At 60.4% G+C, this 20694-nt stretch carries 12 protein-coding genes, 1 pseudogene and 1 riboswitch; of the genes and pseudogenes, 8 read left to right on the top strand and 5 right to left on the bottom strand.

What is annotated here, in order from left to right; genetic code table 11:
* Window positions 1-117: 117 nt before the first annotated feature.
* Both metF and metH read right to left on the bottom strand, forming a co-directional pair.
* A complete protein-coding gene (metF, locus tag HW556_RS04425) occupies window positions 118-1074 on the bottom strand; it encodes a methylenetetrahydrofolate reductase [NAD(P)H] (RefSeq protein WP_176898339.1) in 957 nt (318 codons plus the stop codon).
* Window positions 1075-1178: 104 nt separating this feature from the next.
* Window positions 1179-5322 (bottom strand): annotated as a pseudogene (gene metH, locus HW556_RS04420) (methionine synthase).
* 70 nt (window positions 5323-5392) lie between these two features.
* Window positions 5393-5504: riboswitch (SAM riboswitch) on the bottom strand.
* A 167-nt stretch (window positions 5505-5671) separates the two neighbouring features.
* Here metH and HW556_RS04415 point away from each other — a divergent pair.
* From HW556_RS04415 to HW556_RS04380, 8 genes are all read left to right on the top strand, one after another.
* Window positions 5672-6808 carry a PA14 domain-containing protein gene (locus HW556_RS04415; protein WP_176898337.1) on the top strand — a complete coding sequence of 379 codons (1137 nt, stop codon included), beginning with the start codon at window positions 5672-5674 and terminating at the stop codon, window positions 6806-6808.
* A gap of 315 nt (window positions 6809-7123) precedes the next feature.
* Window positions 7124-8083 carry an SDR family oxidoreductase gene (locus tag HW556_RS04410; RefSeq protein WP_176898335.1) on the top strand — a complete coding sequence of 320 codons (960 nt, stop codon included), beginning with the start codon at window positions 7124-7126 and terminating at the stop codon, window positions 8081-8083.
* Between the two features lie 140 nt (window positions 8084-8223).
* On the top strand, window positions 8224-8817 hold the full coding sequence (locus HW556_RS04405; protein ID WP_176898333.1) for a gluconate 2-dehydrogenase subunit 3 family protein: 594 nt from the start codon (window positions 8224-8226) through the stop codon (window positions 8815-8817).
* 98 nt (window positions 8818-8915) lie between these two features.
* Window positions 8916-10604 (top strand): GMC family oxidoreductase, encoded by a 1689-nt coding sequence (locus tag HW556_RS04400; protein ID WP_246289516.1) that lies wholly within the window; start codon window positions 8916-8918, stop codon window positions 10602-10604.
* A 378-nt stretch (window positions 10605-10982) separates the two neighbouring features.
* Entirely contained in the window at window positions 10983-11906 is a 924-nt protein-coding gene (locus HW556_RS04395) for a bestrophin family protein (RefSeq protein WP_176898331.1), read from the top strand.
* 221 nt (window positions 11907-12127) lie between these two features.
* Window positions 12128-14440 (top strand): T9SS type A sorting domain-containing protein, encoded by a 2313-nt coding sequence (locus tag HW556_RS04390; protein ID WP_176898329.1) that lies wholly within the window; start codon window positions 12128-12130, stop codon window positions 14438-14440.
* A 123-nt stretch (window positions 14441-14563) separates the two neighbouring features.
* On the top strand, window positions 14564-15304 hold the full coding sequence (locus HW556_RS04385) for an alpha/beta fold hydrolase (protein WP_176898327.1): 741 nt from the start codon (window positions 14564-14566) through the stop codon (window positions 15302-15304).
* A 126-nt stretch (window positions 15305-15430) separates the two neighbouring features.
* Window positions 15431-16243 carry an MIP/aquaporin family protein gene (locus tag HW556_RS04380; RefSeq protein ID WP_176898325.1) on the top strand — a complete coding sequence of 271 codons (813 nt, stop codon included), beginning with the start codon at window positions 15431-15433 and terminating at the stop codon, window positions 16241-16243.
* An 86-nt stretch (window positions 16244-16329) separates the two neighbouring features.
* Here the strand turns inward: HW556_RS04380 and HW556_RS04375 are convergent, their stop codons facing one another.
* The 3 genes from HW556_RS04375 to HW556_RS04365 form a co-directional block, all read right to left on the bottom strand.
* Window positions 16330-18678 (bottom strand): patatin-like phospholipase family protein, encoded by a 2349-nt coding sequence (locus HW556_RS04375; protein ID WP_176898323.1) that lies wholly within the window; start codon window positions 18676-18678, stop codon window positions 16330-16332.
* A 190-nt stretch (window positions 18679-18868) separates the two neighbouring features.
* Window positions 18869-19837, bottom strand: a complete 969-nt coding sequence (locus HW556_RS04370) for a zinc dependent phospholipase C family protein (protein WP_176898321.1) — start codon at window positions 19835-19837, stop codon at window positions 18869-18871.
* Window positions 19838-19906: 69 nt separating this feature from the next.
* Window positions 19907-20641, bottom strand: a complete 735-nt coding sequence (locus tag HW556_RS04365) for a LytR/AlgR family response regulator transcription factor (RefSeq protein ID WP_176898319.1) — start codon at window positions 20639-20641, stop codon at window positions 19907-19909.
* Window positions 20642-20694 lie beyond the last annotated feature (53 nt).

Raw genomic sequence — 20694 nt, 5'->3', positions numbered from 1 at the left:
GAGCATAGCGAAGAATCTCGCGTGCTGACGTTGCTATTGTGTAACAACGTCAGCACGCGAGATTCTTCGCTACGCTCTGAATGACGTTCAACTCACCATTTCCCCATCCCATCACCGCTAAAACAGCGCGGCCGCTACCTGGCGGATGCTGTCGGATTTGCCCATGCTGTAGTAATGCAGGCAGGGCACGCCGTGGGCCATCAGCTCGCGGCTCTGGTTGATGCACCATTCGAGGCCAATCTGGCGGGCGGCAGCGTTGTCGGGGGCCAGGTGCACGGCGTCAGCCAGTTCCTCGGGCAGGTTGAGGTAGAAGGAACGCGGCAGCATAGTAAGCTGGCCTTTGGTGGTGAGCGGCTTGAGGCCGGGGATGATGGGCACCATAATGCCGGCTTCGCGGCAGCGGCGCTCAAAGGCGAAAAACTGCTCGTTATCAAAGAACATCTGGGTCACGATGTACTCGGCCCCGCGGTCGACCTTGTGCTTGAGGTAGCGCAAATCGGCCCCGTAGTTGGGCGATTCGAAGTGTTTTTCGGGGTAGCCGGCCGTACCGATGCAGAAGTCGGTGGCCCAGGTATCGTCCTGCGCCTCATCCAAATAAGCGCCCTTATTAAGGTCCGACACCTGCCCGATCAGGTCGCAGGCGTAGCTGTGGCCGTCGGGCTCGGGCATGAAGCGGCCTTCGCTCTTGATGGGGTCACCGCGCAGGGCCAGCACGTTATCAATGCCCAGAAAATTCAGGTCGATGAGGGCGTTTTCGGTTTCCTCCTTTGTGAAGCCCCCACAAATCAGGTGGGGCACGGTGTCCACATCGAAGCGGTTTTTGATGGCCGCGCAGATGCCCACCGTGCCGGGGCGGCGGCGCACGGTTTTCTTCTCCAACAGCCCGTTCGGGTGCTGGCGGTACACGTACTCCTCGCGGTGATACGTCACGTCAATAAACGGCGGCTTGAACTCCAGCAGCGGCTCGATATTGGAAAACAGCGTCTGGATATTCTCGCCCTTTTTGGGCGGCAGTACTTCGAAGGAAAACAGCGTTTTGCCCTCGGCGCGAGTCAGGTGTTCGGTTACTTTCATGGTTGTGTCGTCGTTCTGGCGTGGCGACTCACCCCCCGGCCCCCTCTCCGAAAAAGGAGAGGGGGAGCCTGAGGTAAGCGTTTTGCCGCTTAGGTTTGAACAGGCTAGTTGAATGCGGCTTTGATTTCGCTTACCACAGCTTCCAGTTGTTCGATGACCTGTTTATTAGGGAAGCGCAGAACTCGATAGCCAAGCTCTTCCAGCAAAGCAGTTCGGCCGGCATCGTAGTCCCGCTGGTCGGGCTCGTAGTGGCCTTTGCCGTCAACTTCCACAATCAGCTTGGAATCGAGGCTGACGAAATCAACAATGTAGCGGTCGATGCTATGCTGGCGGCGGAATTTTGGCCCAGCTTGTCCACCACGTAAAGCCTGCCATAATAGATGTTCGGCTTCAGTGGGTTCCTGTCGCATAGTCCGGCTCCGGCCTTTCGGATTTAGCTTGCCATACTGCTGCTTATCAGCCGTCAACGCCGTATCCTGCAGGGCAGTCTGCCCTCTAGAACCAATCGACTGGCTCCCCCTCTCCTTTTTCGGAGAGGGGGCCGGGGGGTGAGGCGAAACGTTGGCTGGAGCCGCCACCGGCTCGTAGTTCAGGTTCGGCATCAGCCAGCGCTCCAGCTCCGGTAGGGGCATGTCCTTGCGTTCGGCCAGGTCGGCTACCTGATCGGCACCAATGCGGCCGAGACCAAAGTAGCGCGAGTCGGGGTGGGCGTAGTAGAGGCCGCTGACCGAGGAGGCGGGGTACATGGCCAGGTTTTCGGTGAGCGAGATGCCGGTGGCGTTTTCGGCGTCGAGCAGCTGGAAGAGCGTGATTTTCTCGGTGTGGTCGGGGCAGCCGGGGTAGCCGGGGGCGGGCCGCACGCCCTGGTATTTCTCCTGAATCAGGTCGTCGTTGGAGAGGCTTTCAGCGGGTGCATAGCCCCAGAACTCCTCGCGCACCCGCTGGTGCAGCCGCTCGGCGAAGGCCTCGGCCAGACGGTCGGCCAGCGCTTTGAGCATGATGCTGCTGTAGTCGTCGTGCTCGGCGGCGTACTGCTCCAGCAGCTTTTCAATGCCCAGGCCAGCCGTTACCGCGAAGCCGCCGATGTAGTCGGCGCGGCCGGTTTGGCGGGGAGCCAGGAAGTCAGAGAAGGCCAGATTGGGTACGCCGGCGGCCTTTTCGCTCTGCTGGCGCAGGGTGAAAAACTCGGCCTGCACCTGCTGACGTGAATCGTCCTGATACACCTCAATCGTGTCGTAGCCCACAGTATTAGCGGGCCAGAAGCCAATGACGGCGCGGGCCGTAAGCAGCTTTTCATCGATAATGCGGCGGAGCATCCGCTGGGCATCTTGGAAAAGCTGGGTGGCGGCCTCGCCCACGGTGGGGTCGTCGAGCAGGCGTGGGTAGCGTCCCTTCAACTCCCAGGTCTGGAAGAACGGCGTCCAGTCGATGTATTCAGCCAACTCGGCCAGGTCGTAGTTCTCCAGCACTTTGGTGCCCAAAAAGCTGGGCTTGGTGGTGGGCGTGGTTTCCCAATCGGCCTTGAAACCGTTTTCGCGGGCAGCTTCAATGGTCAGGTAGGCTTTCTCGCGCTGGCGGCCGGCGTAGTCGTTCCGGAGCTGGCGGTACTCGTCGTGGATGGCCTGGGCGTAGGTTTCCCGGGCCGAGCCGAGCAGGCTGGCGGCCACGCCTACCGAGCGCGAGGCGTCGTTCACGTGCACAATCGGCCCCGAATACTGGGGCGCGATTTTCACGGCCGCGTGCAGCCGCGAGGTAGTAGCGCCGCCGATGAGCAGCGGGGTTTTCAGGCCGCGCTTTTCCATTTCCTGGGCCACGTACACCATCTCGTCCAAGCTGGGCGTAATCAGCCCGCTCAGGCCAATCATATCGGCGCCCTGCTTCTGGGCCTCGTCCAGAATCCGCTCCAGCGGCACCATCACGCCCAAATCCACGATGTCGAAGTTGTTGCAGGCCAGCACCACGCCCACGATGTTCTTGCCGATGTCGTGCACGTCGCCCTTCACGGTGGCCAGCAGGATTTTGCCGGCCGTCTGCCGGTCGCCGCTCTGCTTGTCGGCCAGTAGGTAGGGTTCCAGGTAGGCCACCGCTTTCTTCATCACCCGGGCCGATTTCACTACCTGGGGCAGGAACATCTTGCCGGCCCCAAACAGGTCGCCGACCACGCCCATACCGGCCATCAGCGGCCCCTCAATCACCTCCAGCGGCCGGTTCAGCTCCTGCCGGGCCGCCTCGGTATCCTCGTCGATGAAATCGGTAATGCCCTTGATGAGGGCATGAGCCAGCCGCTCCTGCACCGGCAGGTTGCGCCAATCCAGGCTGCCGGCGGCCGGTTGATTGCTCGTACCCTTCTGGTCTTTTACGGTTTCGGCAAACTCCAGCAGCCGTTCGGTGGCGTCGGCGCGGCGGTTGAGCAGCACGTCTTCCACCAGCTCCAGCAGGACCGGTGGCACCTCGTCGTACACGGCCAGCTGGTTGGGATTCACGATGCCCATATCCAGCCCGGCCCGAATGGCGTGGTAGAGGAAGGCTGCGTGCATGGCCTCGCGCACCACATCGTTGCCCCGGAACGAGAAGCTGATGTTGCTGACGCCACCGCTGGTGAGCACGCCCGGCAGGTATGTCTTTATCCAGCGCACGGCCTCAATAAACTCGACGCCGTAGTTGCGGTGCTCCTCCAAACCGGTGCCCACAATGAGGATGTTGGGGTCAAAAATGATGTCCTCGGCCGGGAAATTGATGCCCATCAGCAGGTCGTAGCTCCGCTGACAGATGGCAATGCGCCGTTCCAGCGTATCGGCCTGGCCGTCCTCATCGAAGGCCATCACCACCATGGCGGCCCCGTACTGGCGCACGGTGCGGGCGCGCTGCAAAAACACTTCCTCTCCTTCTTTCAGCGAAATCGAGTTGACGATGCTCTTGCCCTGCACGCACTTGAGGCCGGCCTCCAGCACGCTCCATTTCGAGGAGTCGATCATGACGGGCACCCGCGAAATATCAGGCTCCGAGGCAATCAGGTTCAGAAACGTAGTCATAGCCAGTTCCGAATCGAGCATGCCCTCGTCCATGTTGATGTCGAGTACCTGCGCGCCGCCCTCCACCTGCTCGCGGGCCACGGCCAGCGCCGCGTCGTAGTCGCCGGTCCGCACGAGGCGGGCAAAGGCGCGGCTGCCCGTCACGTTGCACCGCTCGCCCACGTTCACGAACAGGCTTTCGGGGGTGGGGTGTACGGCGTGGCGCATACCGTTCCGCCAGTTCGCTCAAAGCGGCAATGTGCTCGGGCGTGGTGCCGCAGCAGCCGCCTACAATCGTCACCAGGCCCTCTTTGAGGTAGTTCTCCACCACGTCGGCAAACTCGCGGGCCGACTCGTCGTAGCCGCCGAAGGCGTTGGGCAGGCCGGCGTTGGGATAGGCCGAAACGTGAACGTCGGCGAGGCGGGCCAGCTCCTGCACGTAGGTTTTGAGCTGGTCGGCACCCAGGGCGCAGTTGAGGCCCACGCTCAGCAGCGGCAGGTGGCGGATGGAGTTCCAGAAGGCCTCCACCGTCTGGCCCGAAAGCGTACGGCCCGAGGCGTCGGTAATGGTACCCGAAATCATGAGTGGCACTACCCGGCCACCCTCATCGAAGAACTGCTGCACGGCGTACAGGGCGGCTTTGGCGTTGAGCGTATCGAAAATGGTTTCAATCAGCAACGCATCCACGCCCCCATCTACCAAGCCGCGCACCTGCTCGTGGTAGGCAGCGGCCAGCTCGTCGAACGTCACGGCCCGGAAACCGGGGCGATTCACGTCGGGCGAGAGGGAGGCCGTGCGGTTGGTGGGCCCCACGGCGCCAGCCACGAAACGGGGCTTGTCGGGGGTGAGGGCCGAGTACGCATCGGCCGCCGCCCGGGCCAGCCGCGCCGACTCGTAGTTCAGCTCGTACACCACATGCTCCAGCCCGTAATCGGCTTGGGCGATGGTGGTGCCCGAAAACGTGTTGGTTTCCACCATGTCGGCCCCGGCGGCGAAATACTCGGCATGAATGCCCTGGATGAGGTCGGGGCGGGTGAGGCTGAGCAGATCGTTGTTGCCGCGCAGGGGCTTGGGATGGTCGGCGAAACGGGCCCCGCGGAAGTCCTCCTCGGTGAGCGGGTGGCGCTGAATCATGGTGCCCATGGCCCCGTCGAGCACCAGCACGCGCTGACGCAGGATGGCGTGCAATGGCGAAACAGCGGCAGGAGGTGAGGCGGGGGCGGAAGTGGTTGGCATAACGGCTCGGCTGGGAAAATCGGCGACAAAAACGCCTATCCAGAAAGAGCCGGGCACGAGGCCGGTTCCGCACTTATCTTCTTCCAGACCGACCAGCGGCTTGAAAAGGGAGTTAGCACCTTGTTTAAATCAGGTTGCTAAGACGTCGTCGGGCCCAATCCCTCGGTCTTTCTGGATAAGTAACGGGGTAAAGATACGGCCGAAACGCTGGAATGCCAAGAGCGCGCCCCGGCGGCAGCACTGAGTTCCGGCCGGCTATCGGACAGACTCAGCACGAAATCCGGCCGGCTTCCGGGTAAAATGAATAGTCTTTTCTATCTTTTGGGCGGCACTTATCTTATACTTTCCTATGGTCCGATTACTTTATACCTCCCTGACGATGAGCCTGCTGTTGCCAGCCGCACTTACCAGCCATGCCCAAACCCTGACACCCCGCGGACTGACGGGCACTTACTACCGGGGGCAGAACTTCGAGCGGGCCGTACTCACGCGCATCGACGACCAGCTGGATTTTGAGTGGAAGAAGCGCGCGCCCGCGCCCGGAGTGCCGGCGGCGCACTTTTCGGTGCGCTGGACGGGTTTTCTGGAAGCGCCCGTGACGGGCCAATACACGCTGCACCTGACTGTGGACGACGGCGTACGGCTGTGGCTGAACAACAAGCTGCTGTTTGACTCGTGGAAGGATCAGTATTTTACGAAGGGCCAAGCCCGCGTGCGGCTGGAGGCTGGCCAGCACTACGCTCTGCGCGTGGAATACTACCAGAACGCACTGGACTCGCGGATACTGCTGACCTGGCAGCGGCCCGATGCGTCGATGACCGATTTTTTTGGCGGCCAGTCAGCCATCCAGCCCATTCCGATGCGTTACCTCTGGTCGGCGCGGCCCGTGCGCCTCAAGCTTAACAACGCGTCCGATTCGGCCGCCTATATGGCCGCTAGGCTCGCATCCATCAAAAGTGCGCCCGCTAAAGCGGCGTTGGTAATTGGCTACCGGCCCCGCTCCAAGCCTGCACCGCTGCCCAGTTCCCGGTCTGCCGTGGTGGTCCGGACGGTGGTGCCCAAGCCGGTACCTAAACCCACTCCCAAACCCATGCCTGCCTCCACTACCGCCCAGCCGGCGCTGGCCAAACTGGGCAGCCTCGCCAAAGGCGCCGCCCTTACGCTGCCCAACCTGTACTTCACCCAGAGCACTGCCAATTTGCTGCCCGCCTCGCGGCCGGGGCTCGATGAACTGGCCCAAACCCTGCGGCTACAACCCGCGCTACGCCTCGAAATAGCCGGCCACACCGACAACGTGGGCGACGCCGCCCGCAACCGGCTTCTGTCGCAACAGCGGGCCCGGGTGGTGCGCCGCTACCTCGTGCAGCAGGGCATCGACTCGCTGCGCCTGACGGCCGTGGGCTACGGCGGAGCCTATCCGGTGGCCGACAACCGCAACCCCGAACTGCGGCCCCGCAACCGCCGGGTAGAAGCGGTAGTGCGGTAGGATTTAAGCTATCAGACTTGTTCCTCAATAAGAAATCAGTGGTTTTCCAGGCGGTATTTGAAGCCAGAAACTACGGCTCCTCAGAGAACCAGCAGATACCGGTTTCGCTAGGTAAAAAAGCCGGTTCGATTGACAACAGCAGCAGAAGTTTTCCGCCGTTTCTTATTTGGGAACAAGTCTATCAATTGACAGCTGTTAGTCGTTAGCTACCGTTTTGGATAGCCCAGGTCTGATTTGGGAGGATAATGCCGGCCGGCCAACGCCTCTTCTGGTTTCGCGTAAGCCTTACTTCCACCCACCTATCGAACTTCATTTATGGCTACCAAGAAGAACCCTACCCCCGAGAAAGCCACTACGCCTGCTGCACAGCAGGCCGCCCAGGCCGCTGGCCGCGCCCCCGAGCCAGTGAATTATCCCACGGCCAAAGACATGGCCGAGTACGCCGAGAAGCTGCCCTACCCGGCCAAGCAGGCCGATATGGAGCTGCAGCCGAGCATGAGTTTCAGCACCTACCGCGCCGCCGGCAAGCTCCAGGATAAAGTAGCGCTGATTACCGGGGCCGACTCGGGCATCGGGCGGGCCGTGGCTGTGGCTTTCGCCATGGAAGGCGCCCATGTGGCCGTGCTCTACAACGAAAACACCGTGGACGCCGAGGAAACCAAGCGCCTCGTGGAAGCCCAGAACCGCCGCTGCCTGCTGCTCAAGCATGATGTGCGCGAGCCCGAGCAATGCCGGCAGGCTGTGGCCCGCACCCGCGACGAACTGGGCGGCCTCAATATTCTGGTAAACAACGCCGCTTACCAGCAGGCCCAGCAGAAGTTCGAGGATATTCCGGAGGAGCAGATTCGGCGCACTTTCGACACCAACATTCTCGGCTACATTTGGATGGCGCAGGCCGCCGTGCCGCACCTGCAAAAGCACGACTGCATTATCAATACCGGCAGCATTGTAGGCATGACAGGCATACCGCTGCTCATTGATTACGCCAGCAGCAAGGCCGCCATTCACGCTTTCACCAAGAGCCTGGCCCTGAACCTGGGCGAGCGGGGCATCCGGGTGAACTGCGTGGTGCCTGGCCCGGTCTGGACGCCCAACATCCCCGGCACCATGCCGAAGGATGAAATTGAAAAGTTCGGCCACGAGGTGGCCCTGGCCCGCCCCGGTCAGCCCGAGGAGCTGGCCCCTGCCTACGTGCTGCTGGCCTCACAGGATGGCTCGTTCATGACCGGTTCGTTGGTGCAGGTAACCGGCGGCAAGCTCAGTAGCGACGACTAATGTGGCCGGCTGCCGGCGCAAAAGACACCGGCCGGTCTGAACCTGCCGCCAGTTCGCCGGTTGCGTTGCTGTGGTTGCTGTTTGCTGCCCGTTGGCCTGACAACTGACCTACTCTCATATCTACCTCTGTTCTCAACCGCATGCCCAACTACCCCGAAGGCACCGTCAGGGCGCTGCTGGAAACCGACCTGGTAACGCCCGCCACCCGGGCGGCGCTGGAGGCCCGGTTGACGGCCTCAACCATCTACGAGCCGCAGTTTTTCGACGCCGATACTTACCGGCTGCTGCAGGCTGTGGCCGCCCGCATCTATCCGCAGCCCGACCGTGAAGCACCCATTCTGCTGGCCCCGGCCATAGACAAGCGCCTGTTGAACGGCGACGCCGATGGCTGGCGCTACGACTCTATGCCCCCCGACCGCGAAGCGTATAGGCTCGGATTAGGTGGCATCAACCAAGCAGCCGAAGCCAGGTTTCAACAGCCATTTGTGGTACTGGACGAAGCCCGGCAGGACCAGATTATAGAGTTGCTGGCTGCCGCCGAAGCCCCCGGCGAAAACTGGAGCCAGCTGCCTCAAGGCCGCTTCTTCGAGGAAATGCTGGCCGAGTTGACTGAGGCTTACTATGCTCATCCGCTGGCCCAGGAAGAAATAGGTTACGTAGGTATGGCCGACGTGCCGGGTTGGCAACATATCGGCCTGAACGAGTTGGAGCCTCGCGAACCGGAAGAGCTTTAAAGACAACGAACTGCTAATCCGCTTCTAGTCCGGCGCTTCGCTCAGGACGAGAAGTAGGTTCGTTTAAACGCCAACTCATCACTTCACCACCTCACCTCATGCCCGACGAAGAAACGCTGGAAGAAAGCGTACTAAACCCGGTTCAGCCCGAAATACAGGACCCATTGTTGCGCGAAATACTTGAAGAAAACGAGCTGCAGGCCGACCCCAGCCGCAACCCGCTGGAACAGCCCGCCCCGTTGCCTGACCCTAACGAAATAGTGGACTGCCTGGTGATTGGCACCGGGGCGGGCGGTGCCCCGCTGATAGCCCGGCTCGCTCAGGCCGGCCTGCGCGTAGTGGCCCTCGAAGCCGGGGCCCGCCACGACCCCAAAACCGAGTTTGCCACCGATGAAAAAGCCCAGAACTTCCTGTTCTGGAACGATGAGCGGCTGTCGGCCGGCAAAAATCCGGTGGCATTTGGCAAGAACAATTCGGGTATCGGCTACGGTGGCTCTACGCTGCACTATACCGCCTACACGCCCCGTGCCCACCGCGGCGACCTGATGCTGCACACCGAATTCGGCCAAGGGGTCGACTGGCCCTTCGGAATTGAGGAGTTGGAGCCATACTACGAGGAGGTAGAACAATTTCTGGGGGTTTCGGGCCCCACGCCCTACCCCTGGGACCCCGGCCGCCGCAAGGGCTATCCGCTGGCCCCGCTGCCACTCAACGGCGCGGCCCAACTCATGGAGCGGGCCTGCGCCAAGCTGGGCATTACCACCTCGCCGGCCGCCAATGCGGCGCTATCGGCGCGCTATTACCAGGAGGGCGTGGGTTGGCGGGAGGCCTGCACCAACCGCGGTTTCTGCCAGGCTGGTTGCAGCACCGGTGCCAAGGCCAGCATGGATGTTACTTACCTGCCCGTAGCCGAGCAGTATGGGGCCGAAATTCGGACCGGTGCCTACGTAACCGAGATTGAACGCGACGCCACGGGCCACGTAACGGGCGTGGTGTACGAGCAGGGTGGGCGCACTGTGCGCCAGCGCTGCCGTAATCTGTTTCTGTGCGCCGGCGCCATCGAAACGCCGCGCCTGCTACTGCTCAACGAGCTGGCCCTCAATAGCGGGCAGGTAGGCAAGCACTTTATGGCCCACGTGGGCATGCAGGTGTGGGGTACTTTCCCCGAGGACATCCGGCCCTACAAAGGCATTCCGGGCGGACTGATTTCGGAGGATACTCACCGGCCCAAAGATGCTGACTTTGTGGGCGGTTACCTGTTGCAAAGCATTGGGGTAATGCCCGTTACGTTTGCCACCCAAATGGTGCGCCAGCGCAAGCTCTGGGGTCAGCCCCTGCGCGACTACATGCGCGACTACAACCACATTGCCGGCATCAATGTGCTGGGCGACTGCCTGCCCCACGCTGATAATTTCGTGGAGCTGAGTGATGAGAAAGATGCCCGGGGTGTACCCAAGCCCCGTGTACATTTCACGGCCCAGGAAAACGAGCAGCGGATGAACCGGCACGCCGAACGCATCATGCGCCAGATCTGGGAAGCCGCCGGAGCCAAGGATATCTGGGCTTTTGAGCGATACGCCCACATCATCGGTACGGCTCGCATGGGCACTTCGGACAGTGAGGCGGTGGTCGACCCCAATGGCCGCGCCTTCGACGTACCCAACCTCTACATCTGCGACAACTCGGTATTTCCCAGTGCCTTGAGCGTCAATCCAGCCCTCACTATTATGGCCCTGAGCCTGCGCACGGCCGATAAGTTCTTGCTTCAGCGGAAAGCTGCTGGCTGACAGCGGTTCGCTTTTGATACGCAACACTCGGGGGCCGGCGGGCGCGGCATAGGTCGCGCCCGCCGGCCCCCAAATGCGTTTTGGCGAATTCAGGCGGATTCTCCCCAGTTGATCATGCAGGGAGTCCATCAACCTGGGTTTCTGCCGGGCCAGTGCGGTTTAGGCGTGTTGTGTAGGATTGCATAGGGCAACCAGGCAAGCCCAGCTGAAAACCGTGTTCGACCTGCGGCTAAACCGCCAAGTTTATTCGCTAACCTGTTTTGCTGAAAGAAGAGAAATAGGGTTTCCTACTTCTCCAGAGTAGACGTGGTGCCAATGGGCAGGTGGCCACGGAACCCTTTGGAGTAGTTCGCGTTGCAAGCTCCAAACCTTGCGACTATGATTGTTTACAAAGCCGGCGACTGGTGGCGGGCCCTCTGGCATTTCCACACATCAAGCGTCATTCTGCTGCTGCTGCGTCGGGTGGCGCTGGTAGGAGTTTATAACATTGCCGTGGCGCTGGTCGTGCTGCGCTACCATGCGGTGCCCATTCAGCTGGGCCGCGAGTACTTCTCGTTTCTGGGCATCATGCTCAGCCTGCTGCTGGTTTTTCGCACCAATACCGCCTACGACCGTTACTACGAGGGGCGGCGGGTGTGGGGGCAGCTGGTGTCGCACTGCCGGGGGCTGGCCATCGAGCTCAATGCTATTCTGCCCCGCGATGCCGCCCGCAGCCGGGCCTACTACGCGGCCCTGATTTCCAATTTCCCGCTGGCGCTCAAGGGCCACTTGCGCAATAACGTGCGCTTCGAGCAGTTCGAGGCTACGCCTGACATTATTGGGCGCCTGCAGGCCGCCGATAGCCCCACCGTCTGTTTGCTGGCCGTTTTGCAAGAAAGCATCGAGCAGTTGCGCCAGGCCCAGATTATTGACCCTGTTCATCTGCTCGCTTTTAAACCCCACCTGTTGGGTATGATGGAGGTAAACGGCGTCTGCGAGCGAATCAAATCTACGCCCATCCCGTTTTCCTATACCTTCTTCATCAAAATGTTCATTACCCTGTTCATCGGCATTATGCCATTTGTGCTGCTGGCCAGCAGTGGCTACTGGATGATTCCCATCACGATGGTAGGGGCCTACATCATGCTGGGCTTGGTGATGATTGCCGAGGAAATCGAGCAGCCCTTCGGTACCGACAGCAACGACTTGCCTATTACCCAACTAGCCCACAAAATTCGGGTTAGCGTCCATGATGTGCTGAACGTGGAATTGCCCCATTTTAAGAAAGCACTGGCTGCACCACCCTACAGCGTGGTCCGATAACTGGCTTGTTTATTGTAGTAGTTTATATTATTTATTGAATATATAACATCGATAAGCCTATTTTATGCCTTTTTGCCGGTATATTACATATTTCTTGTTTTTTTATACAAAATTTGCAGCCATAATTCACCGGCTCCGTATAGCCGACCAAATTCGCCCGGACACGGGCGCGTAAGTCTCGTAATTGGAAATTTTTCTCTCTTTTTTAAGCATCCTCAGGAATGAAGACACCCTTATCTAATCCATCTCTTGCCCTCCGGGGCCAAGCATGGCGGCGCCTATTACCTCTGCTGGCGCTGTTTGTCGCCTTCGGCACGAGCTTTCAGGCCCGCGCCCAGAGCAACAGTAGCATCACTGGCTCCTCAGTTATCATAGACCGCGGCAATGGTAACGAAACGTTTGGTGGTCAGAACGGTATTCCGTCCCCAGCCTTCAACGGAACTAACTTGGGGACTTTTGATATCAGCAACTTCAACGCGGCTGTACTGCTCAATGGTGGCACCGTCACCACTCGGGAAGCCATGCCTGACGTTATTAATGCTGGCCGACTGACCTATCGTATCCGGGCCAATGGCAGCAGCAGCAACATTTCGACTGGCACTATCGATTTAGTTCAAGGCACTCCTGGTACTGGCGGTACCCGTACTTTCGCTCTGAACACGGCCAACATTAACATTCTGGCTGGCCTGACTGCCGGTACCTACTCGCTGAGCGTTCAGTTCGCAGTGGATGGTGTGAACACTGACGAGAACGAGGACTTCACTCTGAGCGACCCGCCTACCACTTTCTACCGTGCTACTTTTACGGTACAAGGCACCCGCCCTACTGAAGCACCCACATCCACTACTTGGACCGGCGGACAGGATGACAACTGGTTCGATCCAGGCAACTGGACCAACGGCGTACCCAATTCTGGAAAGGATGCCACCATCCCTAACTTCGGTTCAGGCTCGACGGTGGAATACCCCAACATCTACAGTGACGCCATCAAGCCTCCTAGTACCCGCACTACTACTGTGCAGAACCCTGACGGCACTACCTCTACCGTAGTTACGCCGGTGCCCGGCTACGATAACACCGCGAGCGGCCCGAGAGGCGCTTCCGGCCCTGCTCAGACACGCACTCTCACGATGAGTGGCACCAGCCAGGCCCAGCGCTCTATCACCCGCCTCATTGTTGGTCGTCTCAACGTGTTCGGCGACTTTAACAACCTGCAGGATAGCTTTATCCAGCGCGAAAACACCTTCCTCGCCTTCAAAGGAACCACCCAGTCCATCAGTGGCTCGGCTTCCGGTCTGGTGAACGTGGAGATTGACGGTGGTGGAATTAAGACCTTGGTATCCAACTTCGCCATTTTGCCCGGCGGTACGTTGCGCTTTATCAATGGCATTCTGGAAACCGACATCAGCGCCGTCAATGTGTCGTTCGTAGAGTTATTTCCCTCTACTACTGTCGGGACTACAGGAATCCCTTCGGGCCGTATTGCAGGGGAAACGGAAACCTCCTTCCTACGTGGCTACGCGAAAATTGCGGAAGTGGCCCAGGTGGGTGTCCCCCAGGACTTCGGCAACATCGGTATTACACTTACGTTCCAGGGCAACGGTCCTGGTGTAGTGGCTATTACGCGCAACACGGCTGAAAACTTTGCCTCCATCAACAACGGCTCGAATGGTCGCCCAAGTATCCGCCGTATTTTCGGAGTGCGCCCGACTGATCAGCAGACCAATACGGGTGGATTGAATGCCACGCTTTCGTTCCGCTATCTGGACAACGAGTTGACGAATCTTAGACCTAATAATCAGACGCTCGACGAAAACAAGCTGGCCCTGTTCGTTTCTACTTCAGCCGGTGATACGTTCGGCCAGTTGGGCCGTGATGCATTGGATACCGAAAACAATATATTGATAAAGAACAACGTGCGGGCCTTCGCTACCTTCACCCTCAGCGAGTTCACGTCCCCGTTGCCTGTTACGCTCACGGCTTTCTCCGCCAAACGGGTAGGCAGCAATGCCGAGATTACCTGGGAGACGGTGACCGAGTTGAACAGCCGTGGCTATGAAGTGCAGGTATCCAACGACGGCCGCAACTACCGTGCGCTGACGTTTGTAGCAAGCACCAACCCCAACAGCAACCAGTTGCTGCGCTACCGCTACACCGACACCGAGGCCGGCAAAACCGGCGTGCGCTACTATCGTCTGCGCCAGATCGACCTCGATGGCACCGACCATTACTATGCGCCTAAAGTGGTGACGTTTGATGGCGGCGCAGCCCTAGACAAAGCGGAGGTTCGTGCCTTCCCTAACCCTTTCGGGGAGGTGTTGACTCTGACGGCCAACACCAGCGTGGCTGGCCCGGCTCAGTTGTCGGTAACCGACATGACGGGCCGCGTGGTAAGCCAGCAGACAGTGCAGCTGAACGCCGGTGTTAACGACGTATCCGTATCAAATGTAGCGAACCTGCGAAGCGGCATTTACCTGGTGCGCCTGGTGCTGGCATCGGGCGAAGCCAAAGTGCTGCGGGTAAGCAAGCAGTAAGTAACCAGACTTGGTTGTAATAATGAGGGCAGCTCCTAACGGAGCTGCCCTTTTTTGTTGTAGCAACCGATGGGTGCGGTGGTGCCCGACTGTTTGCGGACCACGTTCGTACACCCGCGTACTATGCCCCACTCCCTCACCTTTATCGGCCTGCATTATTGGGCCGGCGCTGGCCACGAGTTCGACCAGATAGCCCGCCTGCTGGCGCCCGACTACCCTCTGCTGGCCCCCGACCTGGGAGGTTTTGGCGGCGCACCAGTCCCACCCAGTGGCTTTACCGTAGCTGCTTACGCCGATGCGGTGCAGGGCTTTATCGAGGCCGAATGCCCGGGCCGCTACGTGCTGGTAGGCCATAGCATGGGTGGCAAGATTGCGCTGGAGCTAGCCGCCCGCCAGCCGGCGGGTCTCGCGGGGCTGATGCTGCTGAGTCCCTCGCCGCCCAGCCCCGAGCCCATGACCGACGAAGACCGTCAAACCAGCCTGCACGCCTGGGGCAAGCCGGTAGAGGCCGAAAAAACCGCTCGCCATATCACGGCCCATTCCCTGCCCGAAACCACGCACCGGCAGGTAGTGGCCGACAACTTGGCCAGCTCGCGCGCGGCTTGGGAGGCCTGGCTACTGCACGGCAGCCGCGAGGATATCAGCGCCCGGATGGCCCGTATTGAGGTGCCCTGCGCTTTGGTGGCCGGCGACCAGGACCCGGTGCTTTCGCCCTCGGTGCACGGCCTTGAAACACTGCCGCTGCTGCCGGCCGGTACGCCCCTCGAAATAGTAGCCGGGGCGGGCCACCTACTGCCCTATGAGGCGCCCCAGGAGGTAGCCGCGCTGCTACAACGTTTTGCCGAAGAACGGGTTGAGTACTGATGGGTAGCGGTCTGTTCCGCAAGCTGCCCGCAGGCGTCTTAGCGCAACAGCCATCCGCTAATAAGTACCACACCTAAGAATCCTTTCATCCTCGTGCGCCGACCCGGTTTTGTTGCTCACTTATTAGTGTCGGTCAAGCGACATTGGTCCAATTATCTGACGGAGGCAGCAGGGCTGTTTCTATTCCTGTTTGTGTCGGGGCTGGTTGCTACGGCCGTGCATTATCCGGGTTCATGGCTGGCCGAACTGCTGGTGGGGCATAAAGTACTGGGGCGGGCCGTTATTGGGCTGGTAGTAGGCCTTACGGTGGTGGTTATCGTGTACAGTCCCTGGGGAAAACGCTCGGGGGCCCACGTGAATCCGGCCGTGACCGTCGCCTTTTGGCAACTGGGCAAAATCAGGCCGGCCGATGTCTGCTGGTACCTCTTGGCCCAGGTGGCCGGGGCCCTGCTGGCCGGTCAAGTTCTGCTGGCGCTGCTGGGCCGTTATTTCACTCATCCCGAAGTGAATTACGCCCTTACCCAGCCCGGCCCCGAGGGCGTTGCGGTGGCCTTTGGAGCCGAGTTTCTGATTACGTTCATCATGGTGGCCGTGCTGTTTCTGGCCCTGCACACCAAGCGGCTCCAGAACCTGGCTGGCTGGCTGCTGGGGGTACTGCTGGCTTTCTATGTGGTAGTCGAAACGCCTTATTCGGGCATGAGTCTCAACCCGGCCCGAAGCCTGGGTTCGGCCGTAGTGGCCCACAACTACACCGACCTGTGGATCTATCTGCTGGCACCAACGCTGGCGGCCTGGCTGGCAGCCGTGCTTTTCCAGCTGCTGTTCCGCAAGTCGCCACTGTCAGGCTCCAGCGTTGCCGGCCCTGCCCCCAACTCCGGCGACCATACCACCACTAAAACCAACGAGGAGCCTCCACAGTACCCGGTAGAGAAACGATGAAACATTAAAAAAGCCCTGTTTCGGCAAGCGGATGCTTGTTGAAACAGGGCTTTTTTCTGGTTAACATCACTTCGTCATTTCGCCTTTTAGTCCAAGGCCCGGTCGCGGAAGAGCAGGAAGCCAATGTGCGCGAATACGCCAAACTTCTGACGCGGGTCGTCATAGTGAATGGCCTGGAGCGAGAGCGGCCCAACCGGCGACTGGTAAACAAAGCCGCTCATGAGCGTGAGATAGGGCCGCGAAACCGTATTGCCGCGCTCAGGCAGCAGCGGGTTGGTTTCCTGCCGCTCCCAGGGCCGCACGAGCGTGTGCACGTACACCTCAGAGCGCCATTCGAGCTTGGTTAGCACTTCCTTGATGTAGCGCAGCCCCAAAGCCGCGAAGGCCGTGCCCCGGTAACGGTCCATGAACAGGGTGCGCGAGTCGGTGAGCGGCAGGAAGGCGGCCGAGGTCGTGAGTGAGGAGCGGTAGGTGGCAAACGGGCCCTGGGTGCTGGCCTGCACTTCGACCAGATAGCCCCAGGCGTGCACCTTGCGGCCCAGGGTATCTACCTTATTGAATTTGAAATACTGCTCGTTGAACAGGCTCGCCTTTAGCCACTGATGGTTTTTCCGGCGGCCAGCCAAGAGTTGACCATCCGGGTTCTCGGCCGTGCTGCCCGGCGCATAGAGTTCTTGGCCACCTACTCCGCGCACCCCAATCTTAACCCGCCGGCCGGCTACGGCGTACTGGCGCCGGTCAAGGGAGTTGCGCTCGAAGCTGAGGCCGGCCGTGAAGCCCTGCAACCGGTTCTGGTCGAGGGTGGCGTCGCTGTTGATGTTGTCGGTGTTGGCAAACTGGTCGCGGTTGGTAAACACGCCCCCGCTCAGCACATAGCGGCTACGGTAGTTGGGGCTGAAACCGACCTGCAGTATTGTTTTCACGTCGCGCTGCTGAATCTGCGAGTTCTGGGCAGACGACTTCAGCAGCGGGCTGGTATCCTGGTAACTGAAGTTGTTGAACACGAATACGGGCTCGATGTAGAGCGGAATGCTGCCCGGGATGCTGACCCGGAACGAGGCCCGCGCCCCGTTGTAGAAGCGCCCGATAGTGGCATCGGCCTTGATGGAGTAGAGGTAGCGGTTGAGGTAGCGGTAGCCGACACCCAAGTGCAGGTTGCTCATCGAGCGCGTCGAGAGTACCCCTCCGAGGTCGGCCGTCAGGTTGGAGTTCTGGCGAGCATCCACCCCCAGCACGTAGCCGCCTTGCTTCTTGTCGTAGCGAATGCGCGGGTACACGTTGTTGAAAAAGTCGTTGCTAACCAGCCGGTAGTAGCCTTCCTCCACATCGCCGGGCGTGTAGTAATCGGAGCCGGAGCGCTGGAAAAAGCGCCGCACAAACTCCTGCTGCTGACGCGGCAGGCCTTGCACAGTTATCTGCTTGAACTGCGTATCGGGGGCGCGCTGCTGGAAAGCCAGCCGGCGGGCCTGTAGCGCCAGCGTATCCTGGCGGCGCGCAATACGACTCTTCAGCAGCTCCATTTTGCTGTCGGCGGCTTGGGCGCCCAGCTCCACCAGCTGCTTGGCCTGGTCGAAATCGGCCGCCGTAATGTCGTTCAGGTCGGGCTGAATGTACACACCATTGGGCCCGACCGACGTGGTATCGGCCACGTTGGAACCCAAAAACAACAGCGTAGATGTCAGCAGTTTATCATCTCGTTCCTTGGGGTATCTCTTGAAAGCTACGTCGCCTACATTCACCCCGATCATAATATCGGGCCCAAACTCCTTGCGCATTACTCCGGTCGGGAAGTTGTCTACCACGGCCCCATCAAAAAGATAGCGGCCATCGGCCTGGCGGATGGGCCGGAAGGCCAGCGGAAAGGCCATGGAATTGCGCACGGCATCGGAAAGCGAGCCACTGCGCTGGATCACCTTCTCGCGGGTAAACACCTCCGTCGCCACGGCCCGGTAGGGTACCAGCAGGTTATCGAAATTGTACTCGGCAATGGCCCCGGCCGGGGCCAGCATGGTGGCCAGCACGTAGTTGAGCGTCACGTCATCTACCAGCCGCGGCGTAACCCGAATGTTGAAGCTCGTGTCGATGGCTAAGCGCAGGTGCAGCGGAGCCGGCGTGGGGTCGGCATCGTAGTAGTTGTACACCTTGCCCTCCAGCGGCGCCCCCGACACCCAGGTCTGAAACTCGGGCCGCAGCACAATAGTCTCAATCTCATCGGGCGAGTAGCCGGCCGCGTACATCGCGCCCACAATGGCGCCCATGCTGGTGCCCACGATGTAGTCGATGGGAATCTGGTTTTTCTCCAGCTGCCGCAGTACGCCCACGTGCGCCAGGCCCTTGGCCCCGCCCCCGCTTAATACCAGGCCCACTTTCTGGGCCTGCATGGCACCCGGGAGCAACAGCACCAGCAGGGCCAGCGCGCAATAAAATTTCCGCATATTTTTTGGAGAAGTACTCAGGCAAGTCCGCTTCCTACGTAGCGCCGGGCCCGGAGTTATCCGACCGGTGCATTATTGGCCATCAGCGGCTTCCGCCCCCCATTGGGTGCGCAAAGATCGGGGATTTAAGGCAGTAAGCCGGCATGCTGCCGAACCTATATTCCGGGGTATTGCGCGCACCAGTACTGTTTCAATCTTCGTGGCCGGCGGCCGGGCGCATGGGCGCGTTTTCGAGCTGCTTGGCTTCGAGGGCGAGGCGCTGCTGCTCCTTTTCGGAGGGCGTGCGCGGCAGCTTATCGAGGTCGGGCTGGCCGGCATCCACCCAAGCCGTGTACCAGAAGGCGCCTACCAGGCGCAGAGCCAGCTTCATCTGGCGCTCTACCTGCCCGCTCAAGCGTTGGTGGTAAGCACGGGCAAAATCGCGCGAGTAGGTGCGCACAGTGACGTTGGCACGCTGCTCGAACCCGTATTTGCGGTCCTCAGAGAACTCGCGGCTCAGCTCCTGCTCGAAGCGCAGCACCGAGTCGAGGGCGGCGCTGGAGCGAGCCACGGTAGTCCAGATAACGTCGGTGGGCCGCTCCAGGTAGGGCGCGGGGCCAGTAAAAAAGTCGTAGCCACCGCTCAGCAGTTCGGGCAGGCGGCTTTCCCAGAACCCATGGATGCCGCGCTGGCCCGTGAACTGGCCGTTGTAGTTGCGGGTGGTGTGCAGCGGTACGCAGGCATCGGCAATGTAGTGGCCCAAATCGGCCGATAGGTGCAGGATTCGGTCGGTGTCGCGGGCTTGAAAAGCGGCCGTCAGCTGGCCTTTCATGCGGGCCACCTGCCAAGGCACAATGCCGTGGCGTAGCAGCGTATCCTCGCTCAGCAGGGCCACCGCATCGGGGTACGAGCGGGGCAGCTTATAGGCCGCCGAGTCGCCGTAGGCATCGAGGTCGAGGAAGTGGCGGGGCGCTTCGCCGGGCACCAGGGTGCGCCGTGAGTCGGGCCGGGTGGCGTTGGTAGTCAGGTAATCGATGTTGGCCTTGTAGAAGACCACCATTTCGGGCGGCAGCGTGTACACGGCCAGCCGGTTGATAAGCCGGTGCGCGAAAAACCCCCAGGCCCGGGCCGGAGCCGGCAACAGCCAGAGGAGCAGCAGGAAAGGAGCTAGGCGGCGCATAGACAGAGGCAATAATCTAACGACTAGTAATATACGTTTCCTGCATAAGGCCGGCAAATTTCGGGGCGGCTATTGCCGCTCCCGCACCAGCCTGTACAGACTTTCGCGGTAGGTTTCGCCCACCGGAATAGCCGTTTCCCCCACATACACGGTATTGCCATCCACTATCGTCACCTTATCTACGGACACCAAAAACGACTTATGCACCCGCAGGAACGGGGGCTCCGGCAGTTGCGCGGCCAGTTCTTTCAGGGTTTGATAGGTAACCAGCCGCTGCCCCGCTACAAAAAGGGCCACGTAGTTGCCCAGCGCTTCGGCGTACAGGATATCGGCGTAATCGATGCGCAGAAACTTGTTCTTGCTTTCGCCCTTCACAAACAGGTAAGCCGGTCCCGGAGTCAGTCCGGCGGGGGGCTTTAATTCGATAACCGGTTCCGGGGCCACCGGGGCCGGCCGCAACGCCTGCGCTTTGTGCACGGCCCGCAGAAACCGGTCGAAGGCCACGGGCTTGAGCAGGTAGTCCACCACATCGTGCTCGTAGCCCTCCAGCGCGTACTCGGGGTAGGCCGTGGTAAGGATTACCTGACAGCGGTTCCCGCAGACTTTAAGGAATTGTAAGCCCGTGAGCTCGGGCATCTGAATATCCAGAAACACCAGGTCTACACGGCCCTCCTGCACCCATTGCAAGGCCTCCAACGGGTTGGTAGTAGTGCCCACCAGTTCCAGGTCTGGTATTTTCTGGATGTAGGCTGCCAGCAGCCGGGCGGCGTAGGCTTCATCATCAACGGCAATACAACGGAGCATACAGAACAAGTATATAATTGGTAGTAAAGCTGCGCAAATAGCCGCAAACGGCC

The sequence above is a fragment of the Hymenobacter terrestris genome (assembly GCF_013377905.1).
Lineage (GTDB): Bacteria > Bacteroidota > Bacteroidia > Cytophagales > Hymenobacteraceae > Hymenobacter > Hymenobacter terrestris.
The sequence above is the reverse complement of the archived record's forward strand: the minus strand, read 5'-3'. Positions and strand labels throughout refer to the sequence as shown.

What these genes read in the sequence shown, in the direction of transcription:
- metF (WP_176898339.1), bottom strand. Translation starts at nt 1,074, where the DNA reads ATGAAAGTAACCGAACACCTGACTCGCGCCGAGGGCAAAACGCTGTTT.
- HW556_RS04415 (WP_176898337.1), top strand. Translation starts at nt 5,672, where the DNA reads ATGGTCCGATTACTTTATACCTCCCTGACGATGAGCCTGCTGTTGCCA.
- HW556_RS04410 (WP_176898335.1), top strand. Translation starts at nt 7,124, where the DNA reads ATGGCTACCAAGAAGAACCCTACCCCCGAGAAAGCCACTACGCCTGCT.
- HW556_RS04405 (WP_176898333.1), top strand. Translation starts at nt 8,224, where the DNA reads ATGCCCAACTACCCCGAAGGCACCGTCAGGGCGCTGCTGGAAACCGAC.
- HW556_RS04400 (WP_246289516.1), top strand. Translation starts at nt 8,916, where the DNA reads ATGCCCGACGAAGAAACGCTGGAAGAAAGCGTACTAAACCCGGTTCAG.
- HW556_RS04395 (WP_176898331.1), top strand. Translation starts at nt 10,983, where the DNA reads ATGATTGTTTACAAAGCCGGCGACTGGTGGCGGGCCCTCTGGCATTTC.
- HW556_RS04390 (WP_176898329.1), top strand. Translation starts at nt 12,128, where the DNA reads ATGAAGACACCCTTATCTAATCCATCTCTTGCCCTCCGGGGCCAAGCA.
- HW556_RS04385 (WP_176898327.1), top strand. Translation starts at nt 14,564, where the DNA reads ATGCCCCACTCCCTCACCTTTATCGGCCTGCATTATTGGGCCGGCGCT.
- HW556_RS04375 (WP_176898323.1), bottom strand. Translation starts at nt 18,678, where the DNA reads ATGCGGAAATTTTATTGCGCGCTGGCCCTGCTGGTGCTGTTGCTCCCG.
- HW556_RS04370 (WP_176898321.1), bottom strand. Translation starts at nt 19,837, where the DNA reads ATGCGCCGCCTAGCTCCTTTCCTGCTGCTCCTCTGGCTGTTGCCGGCT.
- HW556_RS04365 (WP_176898319.1), bottom strand. Translation starts at nt 20,641, where the DNA reads ATGCTCCGTTGTATTGCCGTTGATGATGAAGCCTACGCCGCCCGGCTG.